This is a genomic window from Paenibacillus massiliensis 2301065 = DSM 16942 (assembly GCF_000377505.1).
Classification (GTDB): domain Bacteria; phylum Bacillota; class Bacilli; order Paenibacillales; family Paenibacillaceae; genus Paenibacillus; species Paenibacillus massiliensis.
In genome coordinates, this window is the sequence record NZ_KB898185.1 from 859,598 (window position 1) to 885,781 (window position 26,184).

The 26,184-nt window shown below is 50.8% G+C and carries 18 protein-coding genes; 3 read left to right on the top strand and 15 right to left on the bottom strand.

Going from position 1 to position 26,184, the window contains the following annotated elements; genetic code table 11:
• Window positions 1–197: 197 nt before the first annotated feature.
• Both D328_RS0103790 and D328_RS0103795 read right to left on the bottom strand, forming a co-directional pair.
• Window positions 198–1,391, bottom strand: a complete 1,194-nt coding sequence (locus tag D328_RS0103790; protein WP_028592282.1) for an MFS transporter — start codon at window positions 1,389–1,391, stop codon at window positions 198–200.
• 220 nt (window positions 1,392–1,611) lie between these two features.
• A complete protein-coding gene (locus D328_RS0103795; protein ID WP_018883628.1) occupies window positions 1,612–1,938 on the bottom strand; it encodes an ArsR/SmtB family transcription factor in 327 nt (108 codons plus the stop codon).
• 136 nt (window positions 1,939–2,074) lie between these two features.
• On the opposite strand from D328_RS0103795, the gene D328_RS0103800 reads away from it, so the two are divergent.
• Entirely contained in the window at window positions 2,075–3,481 is a 1,407-nt protein-coding gene (locus D328_RS0103800) for an MFS transporter (protein ID WP_018883629.1), read from the top strand.
• A gap of 174 nt (window positions 3,482–3,655) precedes the next feature.
• On the opposite strand, the gene D328_RS0103805 is transcribed toward D328_RS0103800, so the two are convergent.
• Together D328_RS0103805 and D328_RS28315 are read right to left on the bottom strand one after the other, a co-directional pair.
• The gene (locus D328_RS0103805) at window positions 3,656–6,379 is read right to left on the bottom strand and encodes a beta-mannosidase (RefSeq protein WP_018883630.1); all 2,724 of its coding nucleotides are present in this window, start codon (window positions 6,377–6,379) and stop codon (window positions 3,656–3,658) included.
• A 263-nt stretch (window positions 6,380–6,642) separates the two neighbouring features.
• Complete coding sequence (locus D328_RS28315; protein ID WP_018883631.1) at window positions 6,643–7,722, bottom strand: LacI family DNA-binding transcriptional regulator; 1,080 nt, start codon at window positions 7,720–7,722, stop codon at window positions 6,643–6,645.
• 189 nt (window positions 7,723–7,911) lie between these two features.
• Here D328_RS28315 and D328_RS0103815 point away from each other — a divergent pair, with 189 nt between their 5' ends.
• Window positions 7,912–9,603 carry an ABC transporter substrate-binding protein gene (locus tag D328_RS0103815; RefSeq protein WP_018883632.1) on the top strand — a complete coding sequence of 564 codons (1,692 nt, stop codon included), beginning with the start codon at window positions 7,912–7,914 and terminating at the stop codon, window positions 9,601–9,603.
• Window positions 9,604–9,787: 184 nt separating this feature from the next.
• Here the strand turns inward: D328_RS0103815 and D328_RS0103820 are convergent, their stop codons facing one another.
• The 4 genes from D328_RS0103820 to D328_RS0103835 form a co-directional block, all read right to left on the bottom strand.
• Window positions 9,788–10,414 (bottom strand): hypothetical protein, encoded by a 627-nt coding sequence (locus D328_RS0103820; RefSeq protein WP_018883633.1) that lies wholly within the window; start codon window positions 10,412–10,414, stop codon window positions 9,788–9,790.
• A 337-nt stretch (window positions 10,415–10,751) separates the two neighbouring features.
• A complete protein-coding gene (locus D328_RS0103825) occupies window positions 10,752–13,058 on the bottom strand; it encodes a class I SAM-dependent methyltransferase (protein WP_018883634.1) in 2,307 nt (768 codons plus the stop codon).
• 18 nt (window positions 13,059–13,076) lie between these two features.
• Window positions 13,077–13,562 (bottom strand): NUDIX hydrolase, encoded by a 486-nt coding sequence (locus D328_RS0103830; RefSeq protein WP_018883635.1) that lies wholly within the window; start codon window positions 13,560–13,562, stop codon window positions 13,077–13,079.
• A gap of 85 nt (window positions 13,563–13,647) precedes the next feature.
• Window positions 13,648–14,481 carry a GNAT family N-acetyltransferase gene (locus tag D328_RS0103835; RefSeq protein ID WP_026280997.1) on the bottom strand — a complete coding sequence of 278 codons (834 nt, stop codon included), beginning with the start codon at window positions 14,479–14,481 and terminating at the stop codon, window positions 13,648–13,650.
• Window positions 14,482–14,871: 390 nt separating this feature from the next.
• On the opposite strand from D328_RS0103835, the gene D328_RS0103840 reads away from it, so the two are divergent.
• Window positions 14,872–15,939 carry a glycosyltransferase gene (locus tag D328_RS0103840; RefSeq protein WP_018883637.1) on the top strand — a complete coding sequence of 356 codons (1,068 nt, stop codon included), beginning with the start codon at window positions 14,872–14,874 and terminating at the stop codon, window positions 15,937–15,939.
• Window positions 15,940–16,247: 308 nt separating this feature from the next.
• Here D328_RS0103840 and D328_RS0103845 read toward each other — a convergent pair whose 3' ends face one another.
• From D328_RS0103845 to D328_RS28330, 7 genes are all read right to left on the bottom strand, one after another.
• Window positions 16,248–16,532, bottom strand: coding sequence for a DUF4183 domain-containing protein (locus D328_RS0103845; protein WP_018883638.1), 285 nt, complete (start codon window positions 16,530–16,532; stop codon window positions 16,248–16,250).
• A gap of 112 nt (window positions 16,533–16,644) precedes the next feature.
• Complete coding sequence (locus D328_RS31730; protein WP_018883639.1) at window positions 16,645–18,597, bottom strand: beta strand repeat-containing protein; 1,953 nt, start codon at window positions 18,595–18,597, stop codon at window positions 16,645–16,647.
• Between the two features lie 672 nt (window positions 18,598–19,269).
• A complete protein-coding gene (locus tag D328_RS0103865; RefSeq protein WP_018883642.1) occupies window positions 19,270–20,145 on the bottom strand; it encodes a carbohydrate ABC transporter permease in 876 nt (291 codons plus the stop codon).
• Window positions 20,146–20,166: 21 nt separating this feature from the next.
• Complete coding sequence (locus tag D328_RS0103870; RefSeq protein WP_018883643.1) at window positions 20,167–21,051, bottom strand: carbohydrate ABC transporter permease; 885 nt, start codon at window positions 21,049–21,051, stop codon at window positions 20,167–20,169.
• Window positions 21,052–21,087: 36 nt separating this feature from the next.
• On the bottom strand, window positions 21,088–22,395 hold the full coding sequence (locus tag D328_RS0103875) for an ABC transporter substrate-binding protein (RefSeq protein ID WP_018883644.1): 1,308 nt from the start codon (window positions 22,393–22,395) through the stop codon (window positions 21,088–21,090).
• A 369-nt stretch (window positions 22,396–22,764) separates the two neighbouring features.
• Window positions 22,765–24,162, bottom strand: coding sequence for a response regulator (locus D328_RS30135; protein WP_018883645.1), 1,398 nt, complete (start codon window positions 24,160–24,162; stop codon window positions 22,765–22,767).
• Window positions 24,128–25,837: a sensor histidine kinase gene (locus D328_RS28330; RefSeq protein ID WP_154658942.1), complete on the bottom strand. Its 1,710-nt coding sequence runs from the start codon at window positions 25,835–25,837 to the stop codon at window positions 24,128–24,130. Before D328_RS28330 ends, D328_RS30135 begins: the two co-directional genes overlap by 35 nt.
• Between the last annotated feature and the right edge of the window lie 347 nt (window positions 25,838–26,184).

Genomic DNA, 26,184 nt, shown 5'->3' on the forward strand with positions numbered 1-26,184 from the left:
CGCAGAATGATAACAATAACTCGATTGTCTCACTCCCAGCCTTTCAATAGAACGCGATGCTTCGGACAGTGTACAACAATTGGTCCTGTTCGACAACGCTCCCAGACCACTCCTCTTATCTTACCCCTGTCATGCAGCAACAAAAAACCGTAGGCTCCGAGTGACGGAGAATACGGTTGTTATTGTGTGTAGAATAACTATTTGCGGAGCGCGGATACGATCTCCCGTGAACGGTGAAGCTCCTTGTTCTTCGTTCCAAACACCACGACCAGAAGCATAACAACACCCAATGCAGCACTAATGACACATGCCAGATTCATTAAATCAGGCCCACCAATATCCAGCAAGAAGCCGTTCAGCGCATTTCCCATAATTCCAGCAACGCCCACGAAGACCATGCTGAAAATACTTTGTCCAGTCGCCTGCATACTCTTGCCCGATACTCGTGCTACATATTCTACTGCCGCAATATAGAAGAAGCCAAAAGACAGTCCATGCAGCGTTTGTACCCCGATCATGACATAAGGATGCGGGAATACGATCTGAATGGCCCAACGCAGCATATATGCGATAGCAGCCAGCAGCATCGTACGCTCCAGTCCCATTCGCTTAATCACCTTCGAAGCAATCAACATGGACGGCACATTCGTAATGGCCGCTAGCATCATAGCGAGACCAGCCAGATTATCCGAGCCCCCAGCGATACGGAATGCCAGCACAAAATACGTATTAAAGGCCGTCAGCGTCTGGTTCAGCAAGAGCGAGCCAGCAAGGAAGAACAGGAATATACGGTTCCCGAGCAGCTCCTTAATCCCCTCCGTAAAAGATTTGCGCAGCGAATGATCCTCCTCCGCTTTGCGTGGCAGCAGGAGAGCAACTGCAGCCGCCAGCCCATTTAGCACCAGATAGGGAATCCAGATATTCGATACATCTGATAAAGACACGAGCCAGCCGCCAGCATAGCTCCCGATCGCAAAGCCGAGACTTGCCAGCAGCCGAATGCTGCCATACGTAACTCCCACCCGCTGGGCGGTTACTATGGCATAAGAGTCTGCAATCGGAGCCTGCGTAGCCGCAAAGACCGTAATAATACTATATACAAGCATAATAATCAGAAATGATTGGGATTGATAAAACAACACCATGATGCCTGGCACCGCTACGCTAAGAATAAGGACAAGCCTCATCTGCTGATAACGGTCCGCGATCACTCCCCACACAGGCTGTGCAAAGATGGATACCAGCGTGCCGACCGCCATAATGACGCCCACATCACTGCTTGTCAGACCATTATTCACTAGCAGCAGCGTCAGATAGGGGCTGAATGATCCGCTAGCCAGTCCAATGAATAGGTAAAAGCTTCGTAATTTGTATAATTGACCGCTCTGCATAAGCTGTAAGCTTCCTCTCCGCAACCCACCGTTGTTGCTCGCTACTACAACATATCTCTCTATCTGCATATCATACCTGATTCTGCCTGCCATGAATACAGCATATGTTACACATTCTGCGAACTCACTATGAGCTGCACAAAAAGAACCGAAGACGAGTATACGTCCCGGTTCCATACGATGATAGGGTGAACTTGACGCGTGGGTACAGTCTCTTATATCACCTGTGCATCTCCTTCTCTGACGCCTCATAGGAATCCAGTATAGTGCTCAGCACACCTGGAAAGCGCGCTTCCAGATCCTCAGCACGCAAGGATATAAAGCGCTGGGTACCCTGAATGCGCGTGCGGACAATCCCTGCTTCTCGCAAGGTGCGCAAGTGGTGGGAGAGCGTCGACTTGGCAATAGGTACAGTAAAGCTGCTGCAGGCCTGTTCACCGCTGTGCCGGATATCACGGACGACAGCCAGACGGATCGGATCGCTCAAAGCATATAATACGGTGGACAACACCAGGTCCTCCCGCGACGGATGATGGAGCTGCTTCATAATCATACTTCTCCTTAGTTGTGATTAAGAGAAACGCTTACTTCACTTCCACATTGAATTTTAGCGGATTCCATGATATATTTCAAATGTTCGATAACTATAGAACAATAAAATTAAGAAAAAGAGTGGTGAGACTGTGAACTCCGTTCCAACAGACAGCACAATTACAGAACAGCAAGCAGCATCGGAAAGCGGCCTTCAACGTGAAGGATTGCTGACTCTTTTGCTCGGGTTCGCTGTCATACTTGTCATTATGAACACAGCCATGTTCAATCTGGCCCTGCCTGATCTGACGAAGGCTTTCAGCCTTACTTCTACGATTACCTCGCTAATCGTGACTGGCTATTCGATTACATTTGCCATCTCCTCCATTACATTCAGTCGCCTGTCGGACTTTCTACCGTTACGTCGGCTGATGACGATCGGACTGCTGACCATTGGCCTTGCTTCGATTGCGGGGTTATTTGCCACGAGCTTCTGGCTTGTACTCGCCGTGCGAATTATTCAGGCTATGGGAGCTGGAGCCATCATCTCCTTATCCATGGTACTGTTCACGCGCTACATTCCGCTCTCGCGAAGAGGCAAAATGATGGCCGCCATCATGTCATCGGTATCGCTTGGCCTAGGTCTTGGTCCTGTCGCAGGCGGCGCCATCGTAGAATATATGGGCTGGCGATATCTATTCGGTGTTACCGCATTAATTCTAATCGTACTCGCATTCCTGTACCCTCTTCTTCCTAAGGAGAAGCCAGCACGTGGTAAATTCGATGTTATTGGCGCATTACTAGTCAGTGTTAGTACGACAGCCCTGCTGCTGTTCCTGACCAATAAATCCTGGCTGATGCTGCTTGCGGGCGCACTTGGTCTCGTGCTGTTCATTGTCCGCATTCGCCGGACACCAGAGCCGTTCGTTCAACCAGCCTTATTCGCTCAGAATAACTATATGCTGCTGATTGTGATCGGGATTACGTCCTATCTGTGCAGCTTCGCGACGCTATTCCTGATACCGCAGATTCTGGTGCATCATTATGAGATGACGGCGAGCCATGCCGGATTCATCATTTTCCCGGGATCATTGCTGGCAGTTATCGTATCGCGCAAGGTCGGCTCAATCATTGACCAATACGGAAATGCAGCCATTCTAAGATATGCACCACTTGTCATATTGACCGCAGTGCTGCTGTTCGCACTATTTGCAGGACATTCCTGGCTGTCGATCCTGTTCGTGTATATGGTAATGAGCTTGGGCTTCACCATGCTCTCAAGCAGTGTATCCAATGAGATTTCACGGATTCTGCCGGGATCGCAGATTGGTTCTGGTATGGGACTGTTTCAGTTACTGCAATTTTTCTCAGGTGCATTCAGCGTAGCATTGGCCTCCAGTGCCCTGGAATGGCAGCATCATCTGAGCTTGTCCACAGCGTTCTCCAACATCTTCTGGGGTCTACTGCTGATAGCGATCCTGTCTGTGGTAGCATCCTACCGATATATGCAAAATGTAACTGCTTCACTCCGTTGCTCCCGCAGCTCGCTTGAAGCATAGAATGCGTACCTTGACCAGATCAAATATGAGTATGCCGCAGCAAGCGGGGAGCAAATGAATCAAATATAGGCCTCGCGCGTAAAATTGCACAAGCGGCCATCCAGACGCTCCTTCAGAAGATATCTGAAGACAGCGCAGGATGACCGCTTGTGCTATATTCGGGTCTTTGTAGTGTTACTTTATAGAGTGAACGGGCTGAATAAGGTCATTCAGCGAATACACCGTGAGCTTCGGCATCTGCCCTTCTTGGACTGTAGCTTGCTTCTGTCCCTGCTCCTGCTTCTGCCCCTGTCCCTTGTCCACAGAGTAACCCTGAGGAACCGCTCGTGGTCTGAAGCCAATGAGCTTGGTCTCTCCTGGGAGCAGATCGAAGTTATTATCTGTGAACATGCCATCCACCTCGGCAGACAGCCAGACATATTTAGCCAATACATCTGACTGCACGCTGAACCAGTGGACATCATCATCCGCCCACCATGTTGATGAAATTTTCGCCGCATGGGTGAAAAGGGAAGCCTTGTCAGGCTGATCAGACGGGTCAAACAGACCAGCCAACTCACGAACCGTAATCTTTGGAGCAGGTAACAGAGTAGACTGTAATGGGGCAAGCAGCTGCTCGCGACGGTCCAATACGGTGCCGTCCTGCTCCAACGCTGCAACGAGCACATATTCGACTGCACCTCGGCCCTGCAGCAGTTCATGAATAGACAGTGTGCTCGCCACAGTCGCTCCCAGCTTCGGAATCTCTACAGATTGTGTCCGTTCCTCGACCAGGCCGTCGCGAATGTGGTAGAGAGCTACACGAAGTGTCCCTTCGAGCGGCTCAAGCGTATCATTAATCAGATGGATGGAGATGATGTTACGGTGCTGATCTTCAGCCTGCTCTGAATCCTCTGTCAGTAGCTCGATAGACAGCATGATGTCCTTGAAGGAGCGCTTGATCGTATATTGAGCTGCCTTCCAGCGACCGTAGTAATCCATGCTTGCCCAGGAAGCAACCGGCCAACAATCGTTCATCTGCCAATACAGTGTCCCCATACAATAGGGCTTGCGTCGTCGATGCGCTTCAATGGCCATGCCCATGGCATCAGCCTGCAGAATCTGGCTCATATGCATGAAGGATACGAAGTCGCGCGACTCCTGCATATAACGATCCATGTAGGTCTTGATCAGCTGGTTACCTCTGCCATTCTTCTGATGGGCAAGCATCACCTCAGATTCCAGTGCAAGCTCCTGCTCCTCTGCATAGGTACGAACCGTCCGATAGTCCGGGAAAGACTGAAATCCATACTCACTCATAAATCTGCCTACATATTTACTGTAGTTATCGAAGGGCTCTGAATTGTGCCACACTCCCCAATAATGGATGTCGCCTTCGGTGGAATCATTTCTCGTATGTTGTCTGTCATCACCAGTCAGGTCAACCAAGGGTGAGGATGGCCAGTACGGTATCTCCGGCATGAGCTCCTGCACCCGATCTGGTAGTATTTGATGGAACACAGCCTCATAATCCGCCCAGAGCTGCTCCCGCTGCTCGTGAGTGAACGACTGCTTCCAGCCCCATCCGCGTTCCTCCACATAATGTGACCAGGCCGAATCAATTTCATTATTGCCACACCATAGAGCGATGGATGGATGATGACGTAGACGCCGGAGCTGATCGGCCGCCTCCTGCTTCACACTATGGAGGAAGCGCTCATCTCCTGGATACATGGAGCAGGCGAACATGAAATCCTGCCAGACCAAAATGCCATGCTCATCACACAGGTCATAGAATACATCTGCTTCATAAATGCCTCCCCCCCAGACGCGCAGCATGTTCATATTGGACTCCACAGCGGAACGAATCTCATGCAAATAACGATCCGAAGTGACCTCCGTTACGAAGCTGTCGTTAGGAATGTGGTTAGCCCCTTTGCAGAAGACCGGGATTCCGTTCAGCTCCAGATAAAAGCTGGCTCCTGCCTCATCCCGCTCGCGGACCAGACGAACGGATCTAAGTCCCGTGCGCACCTCATGCTCGGACAACAGCTCAGTACCTTGCTTCAGTGTTGCCCTGAAAGTATGTAGCTTCGCCTCGCCCAGACCTCTGCTCCACCATAGCTCGGGCTCCCGAATATCCATCGGCAGCTCCAGAACATGCTGGCCCGGAGGCAGATTCACCTCCATAGACCATTCCCCGCCTGCGCCACTTACCAACAGCTGTCCTGCAACAGCTTCCGTACAGGCTACCTCCACCAGTGCCGTCAGCTTCGCCTCTGCTGCCGTGACCTCATCCTGACGAATACAGAAATCCGTCAAAGACGCAGTAGACCAGCCCTCCAGTCGCACCTCACGCCAAATACCGCTGGTGACGAAGCGTGGCCCCCAATCCCAGCCATAATGAAACGGAGCCTTGCGGGCAAAGACGCTAACCTTCCTGCTACCAAGCTCCCCTAGCTCAGATTGATCATTCGGCGCAGGCAGCTCATATCCCAGCTTCTCCAGCTTGGGCAGATCCTCTTGGATCGGAGAGCGAAATCGCACAAGCAGCGCATTTTCACCAGGTGTCAGATATGCTCGAATATCTACCCTCCAGATTCTGAACATGTTATCGGCCGTCAGCACCTGCTGGCCATTCACGTAGACATTCGCATAGGTATCCAGTCCTTCAAATACAAGCTCAAGCACATCCAGCTGCAACCAATCCGAATCTACATGAAGAGTTGCTGCATATTCCCAATCCTGCTTATCCACCCACTGCAGTCTGTGCTCATTGGTCCCATAGAATGGATCATCGATTCGACCGCTCTGAAGCAAGTCCGTATGCACACACCCGGGAACTTGTGCCGGAAGCCACTGCTCCTCATCAGCACTCTTGAAGCTCCATGCCGTAAGATTATGGATCATTTTATTCATGAGTAACCTCCCGAATCTGGAAATGACGTTGGAGAACTAGGTTTAATTGAATAACAAAAGGATAACAACCACACCTAAGCAAGCGTATTCAAAAATAACATTTAGGATAATTACATAACAAATTATAACTAACGTTATCCAAAGGTCAATACCAGATAAGAAAAAAGCCTGGATACGACATGCTCAACCATGCCTACCCAAGCTAATCACATCGAACAGATCCAGCCATTTCCTACGACACCTCTGTAAACATCCATATATCGCTATGTGAGACGCACTGACGGCATATATGTATCCCTCAGCACCAGCTCTGCGTAGATCGACTTACGTTCAGGGGCTGAATCCGAATTAAGAATACGCCACAATAGCTGATCTACCGCCCGCTTGCCTAGCAGCTCCTGATCCACCTTGACGGTAGCCGCTAGTGGAAGCTCCATATGAGTATGGTCGAAGCCCGTCACGCCGCACATGGCAGGGGCATATACACCGCGCTCCTCTAGAATGCCTAGAACAAGCTGGGCTGTCACATCGTTAACACAGACGAAGAGCTCAGGTAATTGATCAAGCGGCAACGTTCGCAGACTCTCCTCCAGACTTGTATCCCCTAACCCCAGCAGGCTTTCTTTCTGTACAAGTGGGGTACCCGATGTATCAATTGCACCCTGTGCACCGAACATGCCATGCACACCCACGATCCCCTGCTGCTCCAGCACCATACGGTAAGCCAACCAGCGCTCGTAGAAGCTCGGAGCCTCCTGAATGCGGCCCACGAACTGTAAGCTACGATAACCCCGAGCAAGTATGGCACGTACCAGCTCTCCCATTCCGCTTGTATTGTCAGTGAATATCGTATCCGCCCGCACGGTCGGGTCCAGATGGTCCACCAGTACTAACGGAATGTCCATGCGGCTAATGCTCAGCAGAATGCTCGTGGATACGGTACCGACCGTAATAATCCCGCGGATCGCCTCCGGATTCAGTAGCGTGAACATATCTTCCGAGGTCGGCTCAGTCAGCGTCAGAACGTCCAGCCCCTTTTGGTTCAGCCGCTGCGAGATCCCCTCAAAGATCGGGCCCCAGTATCGAGACTCCCTGTTCTGATGTCGAATATTCGGAAATAAAATCATTACTGTTCCCTGCCAACCTCCGGTCAGCTCATCCTTCAATTCGATGCGCCCTGCTCTACCCTCGGTTCGAAAATAGCCCATTTGCCCGGCCAGATTCACGATCGCAGCCCTCGTCTCCTCACTGACCCCTGACTTGCCTGCCAGAGCTCTTGATACAGCGAATTTCGACACTCCTGCAGTGTCGGCTATTTCCTGAAGTGTCACTTTTTTGCGCATCATATCACCTGTCCTGATTCACGATTGCATATGTACTCATAACTTGCTTCATGGTAGCATATTTTTCTTACAAGTACCAAACAAGTTTGCAAACAATCCCTTGACTGTTAGGTTATTTTTATTTACAATACCCTTGTTGAAAGCACTTACATTGTATTTATTAACAATATCATATGAGGGGGAACAAGTATGGGCAAATCGACAACCTGGCGTTATCTGGCCGTCATGCTGGTGTCGGCAAGCTTGCTGGTAGGCACCGCTTGCAGTAACGGCAGCAGCTCTTCTGCTGTAGAGGACGATCCAAATGATACAAGTCCTTTGACACTTACTTACTTCAGTGGCGAAGCTAATCCGAATTGGAACAATATGAAGGATGCTATTGGTCAGGAGTTTACTCGCAAGACTGGCGTCACCGTGCAAGCAGAGTTTGCTGTGAATGGTAGCGGTCAGGACAAATTCGCCCTGATGGCCGCTAGTGGAGATTATCCAGATATCGTATACCCCAAGGATAATGTAGGCAAGCTGGTCGATGCAGGAGCTCTTATCGACCTGACCGATCTGATCGAGGAGCATGCTCCTAATATCAAGAAGGTATATGGGGATTATTTTAACCGTATCAAATATAGTCTGGACGATCCTGCCATCTATACGATCCCTACGAACATGGGCGTAGACCCTGTGACCTTTGACGCAACAGGCGGCTTCGAGATTCAGCATCAGGCCTTGGAGAAGCTGGGATATCCCAAGATTAGGACCGTCAAGGATTTCGAGAATGCACTGCGAGCTTATGTCGAGAAATATCCCACCACGAATGGACAGCCCACCATTCCCCTGTCACTGGATGCCGATGATTGGAAAATCATGATTACCGTCACGAACCCTGCTGCTCAGAGCACTGGCGCCCCCGATGACGGCGAATACTACATTGACCCCAAGACCTACGAAGCGAAGCTACACTACCGGCGCCCAGAAGAGCGTGAATACTTCCGCTGGCTGAATCATATGTACAACGAAGGCTTGCTCGACAAAGAGACCTTCGTACAAAAGAGCGATCAATATAAATCCAAGATTGCCAGTGGCCGTGTCATCGGCCTGATCGATAAGGAATGGAACTATCAGGATGCGGAGAATGCACTGAAGGCTTCGGGCCTCGATGAGCATACGTATGCCCATTTCCCGGTGACGCTCACTGAAGAGTATGATGACCCTTCCTTCCAATCCATTGGCTTCGACACTGCTTATGGCATCGGCATTACGACCAGCAACAAGAACCCCGTTCGTACTATTAAATTTCTCGATTTCCTGTCCTCTGACGAAGGCCAAGTACTACGGCAATGGGGTATAGAGGGGCAACATTATAATGTCGTGGATGGCAAGCGTGTCATTCCACCAGACGTGCAGGAGCGGAAAAGCAATGACAACCTGAACTTCCAGAAGGAGACTGGCATCGGACTGTACTGGAGCTGGGGTGCACAGTATGGCGACGGGATCAAGGACCCAACTGGCAACTACTACACGACGAATTATCCTGAGCTGATCACTGCTAACTATAGTGAAGCCGAGAAAAAGTCACTCAAGGCCTACAACGCTACCACCTGGAAAGATCTGTTCAAGACCGAAAAGGATTTCCCTGTCAAGGAATGGGGAGCCGCCTACAACATGCCTGTTCCTACCGATACTGACTACAATGTCATTTATCAGAAAGCGCAGGATATTATGAAGAAACGTATTCCCGAAGCGATCCTTGCACCACGGGACAAATTTGACGAGGTATACGACACCATGCTGAAGGAGTTCGACAATGCGGGTGTGCCGAAGGCTGAGGCTACCTACACCGAGCTGATCAAGAATCGTCTCAAGCTCTGGAATGGTGAGGAATAGCTGGAGCTGTAAGCTCGAAGATTTTTCCTTTATAACATCAATTAAGGACCGCACCGTTGCAGAATGTCTGCAGGCGCGGCCCTTTTCTTTATTCTCCAAGCTAATCTGATACTCCGATGAACCGAGGTTCGGTCCTTCATGATGACAGATAACCCAAAACTAGCCGAATGGGGTTCAATCACAGTTATAGCGCCGCAAGCTCGGTAAGTGCCTCTTCCTGATCCCGCTCGGGATTCAACCTCGTGATGAGCTCTGCCGTAATCACTTGCCCTTCAAAAACGTCACGGACACCCTCGGCTTCCAGCTCCAGCTCATAGTAGTCGTTTGCCCAATCCACGTAGACCTCTGGTGTGTCGTACATCGTGGACAGCAGCCAAGAAGCTCCTGAGTCTATGCCTTCCGGCACGATCACTGGCCCTGCAGACCAGTTCGCAGCCCCTACCAGCCGCCAGTAACAGAAGGTGACCTCTTCTGGCTCCAATGCATCATCCTGCAGATGCTGCATCAATTCAGTCGGCATTCCATCATACATCCCGGGCCACATACCGTACTCTTCCTGTGCATGCGGACTGAGCTCGGATTCATGGTCAAAGCCTTTGATAATCGTGCCCTCAGGTGCAAAAATAACATACATATGATTGCCAGACCCGTCATCCACCTTGACCAGCGACACCCCTTCTGCCCATGCAGGCTCATACGTATAGTAGCGCAGCCACTCCTCATCGCACAGAATGATATCCAGCAGGGCCAGTACTCTCAGGTTGGTCTGCAATTCCTTGGGGTGTGTAATTGTATTAGACAATGTTGACATTCTGTTGCCTCCGCCATCTCGCATATTTACTCACATTCTTGTTTCTTAGAATTTTCTCAGAATCTCCTTAGATTTTGATTTAAAAGTGATTAAACTCTCTTTAGATGACCTTCTACTTTCTATTAGACTCTTCTTTTTCTTTTAGACACCTAATACTCTTGTAGAAATAATATCTCTTATTCTCGTACCTCGGGCCATATTAAATATAAGTATAGAGCCGCACCAAGTAGGAAGCTCTATCGAAACCTATGGAGACCTATGGAGACCTATGGAGACCTATGAAGACCTATCAAGACCTGTCGACCGCTGTTAGGCTTCCTGTTCTTTACGGTCGCTCTCATTTTGTCGGCTTTTCTATAACCCACAGACAGGTACTGTCCGGCAATGGCACAGGGTTCGCCTTCTCGTCCCTCAAGTCGATCCGCTCCTGAAGTGCCTCCGTATAGCCTGCCTGCAGATAATGCTCTGCTACCAAAATACCTGCCTCTTCCCCGAGGGTCTCATGAATGAACTTCCGATAACCGGACGGTGTCAGATAGCCGAATTGCTCCTGCACCTCGTGTACATAAGCCTCGGCACCCCAGGTATATGTATAGAGGAACTCCATCGCATCATTCACAGGCAGCTCCACCTCATCATCACCTAGCACCGTATATTCAATCTTCCTGCCTGCAAAATCCTTCGCATAGCGCTCAAGCCAGCGTACACCATCAGCTTCCAGAAAACGAATACGTCTACGCTGCTCCAGCGGCTCGGTCATGATGCCATCTCGAATGATGATCCTCCCACCCGGGGCAAGGACCCGGTACGCACTACGCAATGCATCGGCTACAGTGAGCAGGTTGAATTTGTGGCCGTCCCGCTCAATATACGAATATAGCTCATGCAGTATGGATGAGAAAATGATCGTATCCACGCTTCCAGGCTCAATACTGCTCTCCAGTTGAAGCGCATCTCCCTTCATGACCTGCCACTGATGCCCCTCCAACTGCTTCTTGCGCTCTAGCGCCTCAATGACATTCGTTGAAATATCAATCCCTACAGCCTGCACATCAGGCAACTCCTGCTCGATCAAGTCCAGCAGCACACCACCGCCTGGTCCGATATCCAGTACGCGAGTCCCGGAAATGTAATCCAGCATGACCCGCTTGTAGTCTACTGTCTGGTTCATGTCCGCGAGATAGCGCTCCTCGTTGTGGAAACGGTCATACGCATCTCGACGCAGATCAAACAAATCAAAGAGCAGCAACACTGCCTGCTCATAGAGCGGAGTCTTCTCTGCCTCAATACAAAATTCGATCAGCTTGTTGGCTGCGGGCGAGAATTCAAAGTTAACAAATACGGTGTCTGAGAGCGACGGAGGCTGCTTTAGCTGATAATGCAGGTGAGGATTGTCCGGCTGCTGCCCGTTCAGGATCTCCTCCCAGCTCAGTTCACGCAAAAATTTCTCGATCATTCGCTTCTTATACACATTAATGTGCTTCTGCCCTTTGTAATCGTAGTAGATCATGTTCATGAACAGTTCGAAGCTGATATGCCGAAGCTGTTGACTCCATCTGCCTGTAAATTCATCTGCCGCATAGGCGCTGTTGTTCATGAATGAAGCTTCAGCCCCATGCCTATCATTAAGGGACACCGCATGCTCCTGCGACTGCGGCTTCGTCTCCAGTTCTGTCAAATCCAATCCCGTTGAGCCCGATACGACTGAGTCACTTACTGCTGTGCCGGATACGTCTGAGTGGCGCAGCGCCAGCAGGAAGATCTTCACGACCTCCTCCAGAGAGAAATTCTGCAACGCGGATTCCACGTACCATAGTGTCTTGTCTTGCATATCCGCGAGAGCAGGAATAACACCTTCTATCTGTTCCAGTTGGGCAAATGCTTGACCAAACGCTTCGCCCCCTTCAATAGATGCACTACGTAAACGCATGAGGCGCTCTCGAATCGTCCAAGCCACCTCCCGCTCACCTGCTGCAATACTACAGATGAGTTGCTTCACTTCGGGCTGTACCCGCTCCCACAAAGCCAGATCCACTGCTCCGATGATACAAGCGTTTAGTGGAAGCAATACCGAATCCAGCTCATCCGCTGAGAGATACCCTTTCTCTACAAGTTCTATCAAAGGCTCATGGGCCGAGAAGGGAACCTCTCCCCGGATGTATTGACCAATCAGGCCATGAGTAGCGATCAAGCGCTCCACCACTATATCCTTAGTCTGGTCTGCTTCGATCGGATCAGGGATACCCTCCCGCAGTCGCTGCCTAGCAGCTCCCTCGCCTCGACCATACCGTGCATATAGCTGGGCTGAACCCTCATTATGCACGAACAAATTGATGCCATGAGCTTGCCAGGCCAAGCGTTGGCGCAGCGTACCGCCTTTCGCTGTCTCTGCCCAGATCAGCACCTGCTCTACCAATTCCTTGACCCAGAAGGACAGCTGCATCGCCTCAAGCAGACGCAGTGAACGCTCCACATAGTCCAGCACCGGATTGACTTGCCCTTGCAGTTCCTCCAAGGATTCGATACGCTCATAGTTCACGACTCGCTCCTCAGCCGATGCCAGTAGCTGCAGCCAGCTATGTTGCCCCAACGATGCGGGATCTCCCGAACGGTAGGCAGCAATTGCCTTCAGTGACCGTAACATCTACTCATCCCCTCCCCTTCATTTCTCTCCGTCTAATATAGCGGCAATCAAGCGCTTCTGGTGGCTAGGTAGATCCGCAGGCAGATGCATCCTGTCGCAGAACATAGCCTCAGATATTTCGCTATTGGCCTGGAATGTCCCACCGGTCACGATGCCTCTATACACCAGTTCAACCCGTCCTGGCTTCGTGCTGTAGATCGCCCGCTCCAGTCGGGTAATCGTCACCTTGAATTGCGTCTCCTCCCATATTTCTCGCTCCAGCGCCTGCTCCGGCTTCTCCATCTCCATCCAGCCCCCCGGGATTCCCCAAGGCTCCTTGTCACGATACGTGTGCTTCAACAGCAGGACCTCTCCTGCATCATTCGTGATCACCCCAAGGACAGCAACGAGGAATTTATGCTGTGTCCGGTATACAATGGTATTCTTCAAGCCCTTCAGTGGCATGTGACGATACATATAGACCAGCCAGTCTCTTGGAATGCGTCGAATCAGTCGTGCCAGCATACAACACCTTCATTCATGTGGTTTCCCAATCCATTTTGAATATTACTAATTTTCAGATTGAATAGGCTCCGATTACATTTTGATTTTACCGCTCGGGCTGTACTCTATACCAATACGAATATCGATCCCGGAAGCCCATACTTTCATACAATTGCAGAGCAGGCCTGTTATCAGCCAGCACCTGCAAATAAGCATATTGTGCACCTTGAGAAGCTCCCCAGCGCAATAGATGAAGCAGCAATTGACGCGCATGGCCGCGTCTGCGGAACACAGAATCAGTCCCGATCTCGTAGATTCCCAGACCTCCGCCAGCAACTACTCCAAGTCCACAGGCTACAGGGATTCCCTCCACATACAGCAACATATAACCTGCATTGAGACCCGAATGACGCAGCAGTCTCTGCTTTACCTCCAGATACTTGTCACTTAGCCCACTGAGACGTACGACCGTCTCTAGCCACAACGGATTCAATTCCTCGAATATCGTAACCTTGTATCCCGCAGCATCAAGACACTGGGCATGTGAGTGCCCTATATTTAGCAACGTGAGTGGCACAGGCCCAGCCAGATCCATGCTTTGCACACGAGACAGATCCGTCTGAACATAGCCACGGGCCTCAAGTACAGCATCTAGATTGGACGGCTCTGTATACGGTGTTATTTTGAATATGGTTGGCAAGCCAGCCTGCTGATAGTACTGCTCACATCGGTTTATTTTGTCATCTAAATGCTGTATGTCATTTATATGCTGTGTGTCATTTATACTCTGTGCGTCTTTCTTTGACCCGGCATACAACGGGCTTATGGAATTAGAGCGCTTCGTGTAGCCTCCAGCGAATCTGAGCAGCCATCCGTCCAGCTCCAGCTGCTTCAGCGCAGGCCAACTCTGCAAAGACTGTTCTTCTAAGAATTTATACACCTGAAATCCCCCATCCATTTCTGCAGCACGATGCATCATCCGTGAATAGACCCTGAACCATGCAACACATCGGCAAGAGAAGCATCATCGCTTCTATGCTGCTATGCAGAAGTCGTAATCGGAAGTGCAAGAAGCCTATACAAAGAATTAATATACATTAATATGAATAATAATTCAAAATGGAAAAGAGTATTCTTTCCCATATTATACAGGGCCTCTGAATGCGTCGGCAAACTCCGGCTTTCGCACAGCAACGGGAATAGGATGAGCTACCCAATGAATATACATGCTGTAGCGGAGGCTATGCATGATTCCAATGTCAGGCTTATAGCGCTTGACCAACACTCGGTGCTCAGGGGGAGAATACGATTGCCAACCATTAGCCTATGTATGATCGTCAAAAATGAGGAAGAGGTGCTCGACGGCTGTCTCAGCTCTGTCGCGGACCTCGTGGACGAGATTGTCATTGTGGATACAGGGTCCGATGACCGGACCAAGGAAATTGCTGCACGATTTGGCGCCAAAATTGTGGATTTTGTCTGGAGAGATCATTTTGCGGATGCCCGGAATTTTGCCTTCGACCATGCCACCCAGGAGTACATTCTCTGGCTTGATGCAGACGATGAGCTACTGGAGCCCGATCGGATCAAGCTGCGGGCGTTGAAGGAGAACCTTCCTCCTTCTGTCGATGCTGTGTCAATGTTCTATAACACTGGCTTCAATGCCCAAGGGGAGGTCAGCTTCCAGTTCCGACGTCACCGACTGGTCAAGCGTGCCTGCAACTTCAGATGGTTCGGGGCCGTTCATGAGTATTTGCAGGTGGGCGGTAACATCTTCACCACCGACATTGCTATATCGCATCGCAAATTCAAGAAGACTGCTACAGAGCCTTCAGGTTCGGTTGGGCGTAATCTGCGCATCTATGAGCGGATGGCTACTGAGGGTAGAGAATTCACTCCGCGGGACTTGTTCTATTACGGCAATGAGCTGCGGGAGCATGGTCAGCACGAGAAGGCGTTGGAGATCTATGAGAAATTCCTTGCCACCAAGCAGGGCTGGATTGAGGATGAGATTCGAACCTGTCAGCATATGGCGGATTGCAAGGCTGCACTCGGGAACCAGGAAGAGGCCGTCCTGACGAGCATGCGTGCACTTCTCTATGATCGTCCACGGCCAGATGCGAGCTGCACGCTGGGAGATCATTTTATGCGCAAGCAGAAATATGCAGCTGCCATCTACTGGTATGAGCAGGCCTTATACTTTGAACACCGGGAATTACCCGGCTTTCACCACAAATCACTCACGACTTGGTATCCCTATCTTCAGCTCTGTGTCTGTCACTGGCAATTGGGAGACAAGGAAGCCTCCCGAAGCTGCAATGAGAAGGCTGCCAGCTATCATCCCGAGCATCCTAGCATTGTCTCTAATCAGAAGCTGTTCGAGGGGTCCGCTACCTAATCGCAGCGAGTGAAGGCAGACAGACACAGATAGTGATAAACATACAGATACGGATACACAAGAGAATTATCCCGGCATCCACCAAATGATACCCGTCATGTAGATTGTAGAAGCAGGTGTATGCTTAATGAACTTATTTCAATAAGCTAGGGCTACTCACAAAGTAATACATGATTTAACGCTTTACTGGAAAATAGACAAAAGAAGCTTCTAAGCGCATCAATTGGCTTAGAAGCTTCTTCGCTTTAATCCGTAGCATAGCTTTCAGGTTGGATACTGGACACAACCTGCTTTGTACTTAAACCAGATCAGTTAACGACAATTTCTACCAGCAGAGGTGTGGCTGGATCAAGGGCATCACCGTCAGGTATAGTGATCGTTGTCGTTGTGATGGTTGAAGTCTCAGCTAATTGAGGGACACCATTGACATATAGAACGTAGTACGCGAAGGTGGCTGGGAAAGCCGTTGCTGCTGTCCCGGCATCGTTCGTGAAGCTGGTAGCAGCAATAGCGAACGTTGCACCTGTTCCAGTACCATCACCAAAAGTTGCTGCGAACTTTCTGGACGCCTGGAAGGGAGGAGTAATTGGCATTATGACTCACCTCCTTTCTCTGTACCAAATTATGCTTGGTAAATGAGAAAGGGACGGCAGAAGGATGAGATGAAAAGACTATTTTTATAGCTTATATAAAAGATTCACTTATTCATGGAACAATAATAGCTGTAAAGCTAACGGTCTCCAGAATAATCGGGGTGCCTGCAAAAATGACCCCACCTCCATCATTTAAAGTTAATGTGGAAGTAATAACACTATAGAAACTTCCCTCCTGTAAAATTCCATTTATATACAAATTATTATAACTGTTTGCTTCGAGTCCACTGAATGCTGCGACAGGGTTTCCTGAATCATCTGTAAAGTCTGTTGCTGGAAAAGCTACGGTAGTCGATAAATCAATGTCATTCGTAGGGGTAAGGAAGAATCTGGACGCTGCCGGAATAATACTAACGCTAGTTACAGAGGGCCCTGTTGGTCCCGTACTACCTGTGGCTCCCGTTGCTCCAGTTGGGCCCGTGCTACCTGTGGCACCCATTGTCCCGGTTGCTCCCGTAGATCCCGTGCTACCTGTGGCACCCGTTCCTCCAGTAGCTCCGGTAGCCCCTGTACTGCCTGTTGCGCCCATGGCTCCGGTGGCTCCTGTAGATCCCGTGCTGCCTGTTTCGCCCGTCGATCCTGTAGCCCCGGCAGATCCTGTGTTGCCTGTAGCACCCGTCGATCCGGTGGCTCCCGTGGTCCCTGTACTGCCTGTAGCGCCCGTTACTCCGGTAGCTCCCGTAGATCCCGTACTGCCTGTGACGCCCGTGGCTCCGGTGGCTCCCGTAGATCCCGTGCTACCTGTGACGCCCGTCGGACCGGTTGCTCCAGTTGGGCCCGTGTTACCTGTGACGCCCGTTACTCCGGTGGCTCCTGTAGATCCCGTGCTGCCTGTTTCGCCCGTTACTCCGGTGGCTCCTGTAGATCCCGTACTACCTGTTGCGCCCGTTACCCCCGTTGCTCCTGTAGATCCTGTGCTACCTGTTACACCTGTTACTCCGGTGACTCCTGTAGACCCCGTACTGCCTGTGGCACCCGTTACTCCGGTCGCTCCCGTAGATCCCGTACTACCTGTTGCGCCCGTTACCCCGGTTGCTCCTGTAGATCCCGTACTACCTGTGGCACCCGTTACCCCGGTTGCTCCTGTAGATCCCGTACTACCTGTGGCACCCGTTACTCCGGTGGCTCCTGTAGTTCCCGTACTACCTGTGGCACCTGTCGGTCCAGTGGCCCCTGTGGTCCCCGTACTACCTGTTACACCCGTCGCTCCTGTTGCTCCAGTGATCCCCGTGCTGCCTGTGGCACCTGTGGCTCCCGTTCTACCCGTTGCGCCCGTTGGACCTGTTGCTCCTGTAGATCCCGTTCTACCTGTTGCGCCTGTCGATCCTGTAGCTCCTGTGGGTCCCGTGCTACCTGTGACACCCGTTGGACCTGTTGCTCCAGTTGGGCCCGTGTTGCCCGTATCGCCCGTGGCTCCGATTGTACCTGTTGGGCCCGTAGTGCCTGCGGCGCCTGTCGGTCCGGTAGCCCCGCTGGGTCCCGTGTTACCTGTGACGCCCGTGGCTCCGGTGGCTCCCGTAGATCCCGTGCTGCCTGTAGCGCCCGTTGGACCTGTTGCTCCTGTAGACCCCGTGTTGCCTATTGCGCCTGTCAGCCCGGTGGCTCCTGTGGGTCCCGTACTACCTGTGACACCCGTTACCCCGGTGGCTCCTGTAGATCCCGCACTGCCTGTTACACCCGTCGGTCCTGTTGCTCCGCTAGGTCCCGTACTGCCTGTTGCGCCTGTCAACCCGGTTGCTCCCGTAGATCCCGTTCTACCCGTTGCTCCCGTAGATCCTGTAGCTCCTGTGGTCCCCGTGTCACCTGTTACACCTGTTACTCCGGTGGCTCCTGTATATCCCGCACTGCCTGTTACACCCGTCGGTCCTGTTGCTCCGCTAGGTCCCGTACTGCCTGTTGCGCCCGTTACTCCGGTGGCTCCCGTAGATCCCGTACTACCTGTTGCGCCTGTCGGTCCGGTGGCTCCAGCGGGCCCTGTGCTACCTGTGACGCCTGTCGGTCCCATAGCCCCAGTAGATCCCGTTCTCCCAGTTACGCCCCTTGGACCTGTAGGTCCGGTAGGCCCCGTCGGCCCTCTTCTACCATGACATCCATGTCGCCCGCGATGGCCATGTGGTCCCGGGGGACAAGCAATAGCATTTCCGTGAGACTCTTCTATTGTGGCTTCTACCTTTATAGGGACGGTAATGAGATTTTTCCGGGGAATAAGCTTGCGTGGTTTTCGAAGAGTAGATTTTCTAATCCTATGCTTGAGCTCTTTCCCTCGTCTGCGGCGGCATCCACATAATATGCTGCTTTTTTTTCTTTTTCTGAGACTGCACTTTTTTTTGAGTCTTGGACTTTTCTTGCATTGATGTTTCTTTCGCATATGTCTAGCTTTCCCCCCTCCAGCTGTGAAATCAATACTGTATACTATGTCATTCACCCACCTCCCGCTCCTATGTGACTGGACAGGAAAAATGTAATTTCTACGGCAAGTTACGTGCTTAGGGGAGCTCGCTGATCATAAAAAACACTCCCCTTACGACAACAGGATTTAGTATTTCACCTGTTTGCCGAAAGGGGAGCATATTACGTATGGATGAAGCCATCTTCTTGCTGTGTGTAATCTGAACTGTGCAATATGAACTGTGGATGACGCACCGTCCTCATTGAACGATTCCTCTGCTTATCTGCCTTATCCCTTCACAGCTCCATCCATCAGCCCATGAATCAATTGCTTCTGGAACAGCAGGATGATGAGCAGCAGTGGCAGTACACTGATGACCGACCCGGACATGATCAGCTCATAGGGCGTCCGCGCACCCGATTCCAGGGCCCGAACAGCGAGAGATACCGTCTGCTCGCCTGGTGAACGCAGCACAATCAGCGGCCACAGGAAATTATTCCACTGATTGACGAAGGTAATAATACCTAGACTCGCCAGGGCAGGCCGCAGGTTTGGCAATACGACATGTGTAAAAATTTTAAACTCTGAGCAGCCGTCAATTCGTGATGCCTCCAGTAGCTCCGTATGAATGCTGTCACAGTATTGGCGCATGAAAAAGATACCGAACGCATTAGCCACATTCGTAATAATGACGCCCCATGGATTATCGATCAGTCCCAGCGAACGGTAGATCTCGAACATTGGAATGATCGTCGTCTCAGACGGGACCATCATGGAGGCAAGTACAATGGCGAAGAGCAGGCTTTTGAAACGGAACTGGTATTTGGCAAAAGCATACCCTGCCAGCGTACAGAAGAACAGCGCTAGTGCCGTATGAATTACGGTAATAAAGAGACTATTGTAGATGACCGTGCCGAACATGCGCTCCTTGAACAGGATGACATAGTTGTCCCATTGCGGGTTGACAGGAATCCACATCGGCGGATTCAGGAAGATATCCCTTCGCTCCTTCAGTGAGGAGCTGACCATCCAGAATAGCGGGAACAACGAAGCGATCGTGATCAGCACGAGGATGGTATAGGCGCTTGCTTTTTTTAGCGTATTTCTGACTCGATATGGAATTCGTGATTCCTTATTATGCATATTTGCTGTTGCTGCTGGCATGGTGTTCTCACCTCCGCTCACTTAGTCTTTGTCTCGGGATACACGCAGTTGAATGAAGGTCAGCGTCATCATCAGGAAAAAGAACATGACAGCTATTGCCGATGCATATCCAAAATTCAGATTGCGGAAGCTCTCCTGATACACCAGCAACACGGGTGTCATGGTTGAATTGACCGGACCACCCTTCGTCAGAATGAACGGCTCCACGAATAGGCCGTATGAACCCAAGGTCGAGAGCACGAGACAGAAGACCAGGATTTTCTTGAGCAAGGGCAACGTAATTCGTGTAAAAGACTGGAAGGGCGAAGCCCCGTCCATATAAGCCGATTCATAGACCTCCTTGGGAATATTCTGAAGCCCGGCGAGAATCAGAATCATGTTATAGCCCATCCAGCGGTACATGACCATGGCAGCGACTGAGACGCGGGCCCACCAAGCGGAATCCAGCCATTGAATCGGCTGCGCGATGATGCCAAGCTTGGTCAGGATGACATTCACCAGACCATTTTCACTGTTGAGCAAAATGGTAAAAACAAACGAGACCGCGACAACTGCCATAATATTCGGGGTGAAGAAGGCCATTCGAAAAAAACCCTTCCCCTTCACCCACGCCTGGTTCAGCAGGACTGCAACCAATGTTGCGATCAGCAGCATCAGCGGTACATAGAGCAGCATGATAATTCCACCATTAACAATTGAGAGCCAGAATACATTGTCCTGAAACAGACGGACATAATTGTCCAGACCGACGAAGGTCTTGGTCTTGCCTCCATTCCATTCCACCAGGCTCAGATAGAATGAATACAGAAACGGATACAGCAGGAACACCATGAACAGGATGAAGAAAGGAGAAATAAACACATATGGAGCGGACCTCTGCTGCCATCTCCACCACTTGGAAGCCATTGAATCATCCCTCCATAAGATTAAATTATCGGTAAATTAATTACGGCCTGTACGGCTTCGCAGCTCGTCAGCGGTCTTCTGGAACGTATCGGCGACAGAGGCGTTGTTCAGGAATACCTCAGCGAACGCATCCCTCATCAACTGATTGGCTACTGGGAAATCCACGGTATACGCCTGCGGGTAGATCTGTCCCAATGCCTCAGTGAATACTTCCCGCACCGGCTGATTACCGAAGTACTCGACAGGCTCAGCGTAGGCTTCATCCTCAAAGGTTGTCTGCAGCGATGGCAGGAACCCGCCCTCCTCCATCATCTTTAGCTGCGAATCCTCCCGTCCCAGCATGAATTCGATGAAGGTCCACGCCTCCTCCGGATGCTCGGAATTCGCGTTAATCGCCAGATTGGAGCCGCCATCGTTGGCGCTCGCATAAGGGTCCGACTCGGACCATTTCGGCATCGGCACGACTCCCCATTTGCCTGAACTGTCCGGATCAATCAGATTGGAGAGTAGATTATCGTACCAGGCCGCGCCTACAATTGTCGCAATGTTCCCATCGGCAAAGGCGTTCAGCCAATTCTCGGAGAAGGCTTCTGCATCCACGATCAGTCCATCCTTCACCATGCTGGCGTAGAATTCCCCGGTCTCGATGACTTCAGGAGCATCCAGCGACACATTGCCATCCTTGTCAAAATACCATTGTCCCCGCTGCCACATCATCGTCTCGAAGAAACGGTTGTTGGAGCGTGTGCGAGAATCTGCGAACATGGCTTTGCCTGTCTTTTCCTTAATTAAGTTGCCTGCTTCCTTATAATCCTCGAAGGTCTTGATCTGCTCCGCTACTTGCTCTGGCTCGGTCGGCAGCCCGGCAGCCTCGAAGATATCCTTACGATAGAACATCACGACAGGACCGCTATCCCATGGCATGGCGTAGACCTTGTCATCCTTCATCGCGTCCTCCCATTTGAAGGGCACCATTTTATCGCGATACGGGGCCGTCTTCTCGGTCAGATCATACAGCGCGTCAATGCTGACCATCTGCGCCAGGTTGCTGGATTCCACCGCCACGATATCTGGCATCTTGTCTCCTGTATTCGCTGCAATCAGGAACTTCTGATAGAGGTCCGTCTGACCCATGAGCTGATACTCAATCTCGATATTCGGGTGGGCCTGCTTAAACGCTTCCATATTTGTGTCCAGACCAATCTGGGCTGAGTCCCATATCCATACGACAAGCTTGACCTGCTCTCCTGAATCATTCTCGCCTGAGCTACTGCTGGAGCAGCCTGTAAGCAAAATGATCAAGGCTACGATCAGCAGCGCAGATTGCTTCAATTTCTTTACCATGCCTGCATCCCCCTTGTGTTGTGTGATATGCAGTGCGCCCTACCATGCTTCGTAGTGCACGCTTCCGCTTTATCGTACCGAATGGACGTCTGCCTTGAAATGGATATTCATCTGTAAAACATTGTTCATTTGTTCGACTGCGGCTCATAGTTGGGTCGCTTCCTGAACTTGTTGTCATTTTGTTTTAAAGGGCGTATCTGAAATGGGCTTGGATGAGTAGAAATCAGTCATAGAGGCGAAGCTTATGCTTTCGAAGCAGCTTTCTTGCAGGAAGCTTTCAGCTTGGCTTCTCTAGGACTTATTTGGCTCTCCGCTCCCTGTTTCTTGTAAAGGTTTGTGTGCTGGTTTGTATACAAGCCCCTATCTTCTTTACTTCTCTGGCTTCTCCCTATATTCAGACGGCGTCATGCCGGTGTAGCGCTTGAACCATTTGCTAAAATGGCGGTTATCCTCAATCCCTACCTTCTCGCAGATGACGTGGATCTTCCAATCCGTCGAAGTCAGCAATTCCTTGGCCTTGTTCATTCTCCGGCGGTGGAGAAAATCAAGAAAGCTAATACCCATCTCCTTCTTAAACAAGGTACTGAAATGACTTCGGCTTAGCCCCACATGGCCTGCCAGCTGCGAGGATACAATCGGCTCCTGCACATGGTGATCGATATACCGAACAGCCTGCATGATCGGCTCAGAGATAGATGGGCTATGCATCTCGTACTGCTGCTCCAGCTCTGCATTTCGCAGCATTCGCGCAACCTCTTCCATATAATCGTAGGTATCGGCTGGTAGCTGGCTACGCTTCCAGGTAAGGTGAGGCTGACTATGGTGCAGCTCTACCAGTCTCAGCATGATCTCATCGGCATACGTCTCTGGCAACATCAGCACCAATGGTCCCATTCCTTGTGTCGATCCCAGCGTAAGGATTGGCCCACGTCGGCCCATTCCTGCTAACTGCAAGGCTTGCAGCTCATGTACCCACGAGCGCTGTGCCTCCTCCTCCAGTCCAAATGCGACAATTAATACGGTCTCGCCCGTTGGTTCCTCAGACGGCCTCGATATGGATTGGTTCTTATCAGACTGTGCTTGTATATCCCGCTGTGCTTCGCCCGATGATAGTTCAGCATTTTGTTGCTCGCTACTATTCAGTAGCCTGTCACCGTGCCGATGCTCCTCACTGCGGAAATCTCTGTCATTGCATAGCTGCCTGTCATTGCATAGATATCCTTCACGGTCCAGATATGTCCGAATTAGCTGATTCAGCCTGTCAGCATCTCCTCTCTCCTGAAGCCATTTCTGGTACAGGTGCTCCAGCTCCGCATGGATGGATGCATTTTCCGAACTCTCCCCACTCAGAGGAACCTTGGCCTCTCCTTCCTGTTCGCTACGCCCCCACTCCTTGGTGATCTTGTCCAAATAGCGATCAACCTCCTGCACATCCATCGCTGTCTTCAACAGATAGCCGGATGCACCAAGAGCCATACCCTGCTGGGCATAGGCGAAATCGGAATGGCAGCTCAGGAACAAAATTTTGACCGCAGGATTATCCTCCTTAATGCGCTGTGCCAGTTCAAGTCCGTCCAGCCCTGGCATGACAATATCCGTAAAGACAAGATCCGGTCGATGCTCCTGATACATGTCCCATGCGGCCTGCCCATTGGGCGCGTTAGCCACCACCTTCATGCTCCAGCGCTCCCAGTCCACCATATGCATTAGCCCGATTCGTACCAGACGTTCATCATCCGCGATCAGGACCGTTCTCATTTTCGTCATCGGTTGTCTCCTTTTCCAGAAAAGGTAGGCGAATCTCGATCATAGCCCCGTCTGTTACATCAGGCATAATCCGGATGCCGTATTCCTCTCCAAAATGTAATTTGATCTTATGATCCACATTGTACAAGCCTAGACCACCTCTACCCTTGAGTGGAGGTGCGGCGCGAATCGTCTCGGCGTCTGGCGCAACTCCCTTTCCGTTATCCGATAGCAGCAGCACAATATGATCGCGTCCGCGGAAGATTTCCAGCGTAATGATTCCGGCTCCGTCATCGAAGGCATGATAGAAAATATTCTCGAACAACGGCTGCAGGGTCATCCGTGGAATGAGGGCCTGTTCCAGCCCCGGCTCCACATCCTCAACGTACGTGAAGGCCTCGCCATAACGGTAGTATTGGATCTTGAGATAATGTCCGATCGTGGCAAGCTCCTCTTCAAGCGGAACCAGCTCCTGCCTTATATCCAGATTCTCGGACAGCAGCGCACCCAGATGGTAGATCATCCGATCAATGTCCGTGCGCCCTGCAATACGTGCCCGCCACTGGATCGCATTGAACGTGTTTAGGATAAGATGAGGGTTAATCTGATAATGGAGCGCTCTCAGCTCTGCTTCCTTTTTCAGCTGTTCTGTCCTCGTAATATTGGCCACCAGCTCCCGAATCTCACGAGTCATGGAGTTGAAGCGGTGACCCAGCCGTGACAGCTCATCATCACCGCGCACTTCCACTTGCGTATCCAGCTTGCCATTGCTGAACTCCAGCATGGACTGATTCAAGGTAACGATGCGTCTCGTCAGATTCGCCGACAGCCATCTTGCCAGCAGAAAAGCCGCGATTAACGACAGGATGCTGATCAGGATCGCATCATTGCGAATGACAAGCGTCGATTTATTGAACTCTTCATACGGTACACGCGCAGTGATCTGCCAGCCATTCAACTCCAGTGTTCGCTGGAACTCGATATCCCGCTCCGATTCGGGGTGCTCTCCCTCTGTCCGATATATGAGCGCTCCTTCCCCATCCCGGATTTCCAGGTACGAGTTGGTGTCCATTTCATAGGATCGGAACAGGGCCAGCATCTCGCGTGCATTCACATCGACGACAATTTTGCTGCCGATCGGCACGCCCGCCTTAAGCTGAATCGGTACAATCAGACTAATGAGCGGATTACCGGGTCTCGGGGAGCTATAGTAAGAGCCGTCGTGAAATCCAGTCCATTGCCAGCCGCTATCGCTTGAGTATTCCTTCCACCAGGGCATTTCGATGAGCTCACGGATACTCATATTTCGACTGGTCAGCATCTGGCCATCCGGTGTATACACATAAAGCCCTTCAACGATTTGTGAGACGTGAAAGGAGAGGAAGTCCAGGAAATGATTCATTTCCTGATACTCTGCATAGGTTGCAGGCTCACTGGTAATTTTTCGGCCCGGAGCCAGTAGATAGCTCTGAATATCACGGGAGATCGCATCCATCTCCTTCAAATGCATGTTGGTAATGGTCTCAAGCTGGTGCATCGCATAACGGTTATAGTCCTGAAGCTGTTCCCTGACAGTCAACGTGGACTTATGGTACGACAACAGGCTCAGAGCCAAAAGAGGAATGAATGCGCATCCAAAAATAAACAAGGTCATCTTGCGCTGGATATGATGTGCGAAGAACAAGACATGCTTCACCGCTTTCTATCTGTATAGTTGATATGAATAGTTAATGTGAATAGTTAATGTGCATGAGCTAATGCATCTGTGCATCGTTCATGCTGGAAGCAATCTCTGATGCGTTAATCCCATGCTTCCCCCATTATATCGAAAGTCCTTTCAGCGGATGGGTTCTTTTGTTCGGAAGCATGTGCATATTTGTTTGTTCCTCTTCCCGTGGACAGATTTTCTATTATAGTAAGTAGTGGCTGTATAGTAAGAAATGGCTGGACAGTAAGGAGTGCCTGTAAGTACGGGGTGCCTGGTATCGTTTGTTGTAACTGCTCTTAAAGGAGGATTAGGCTCTTCCAACAGCCTCTTTTTGC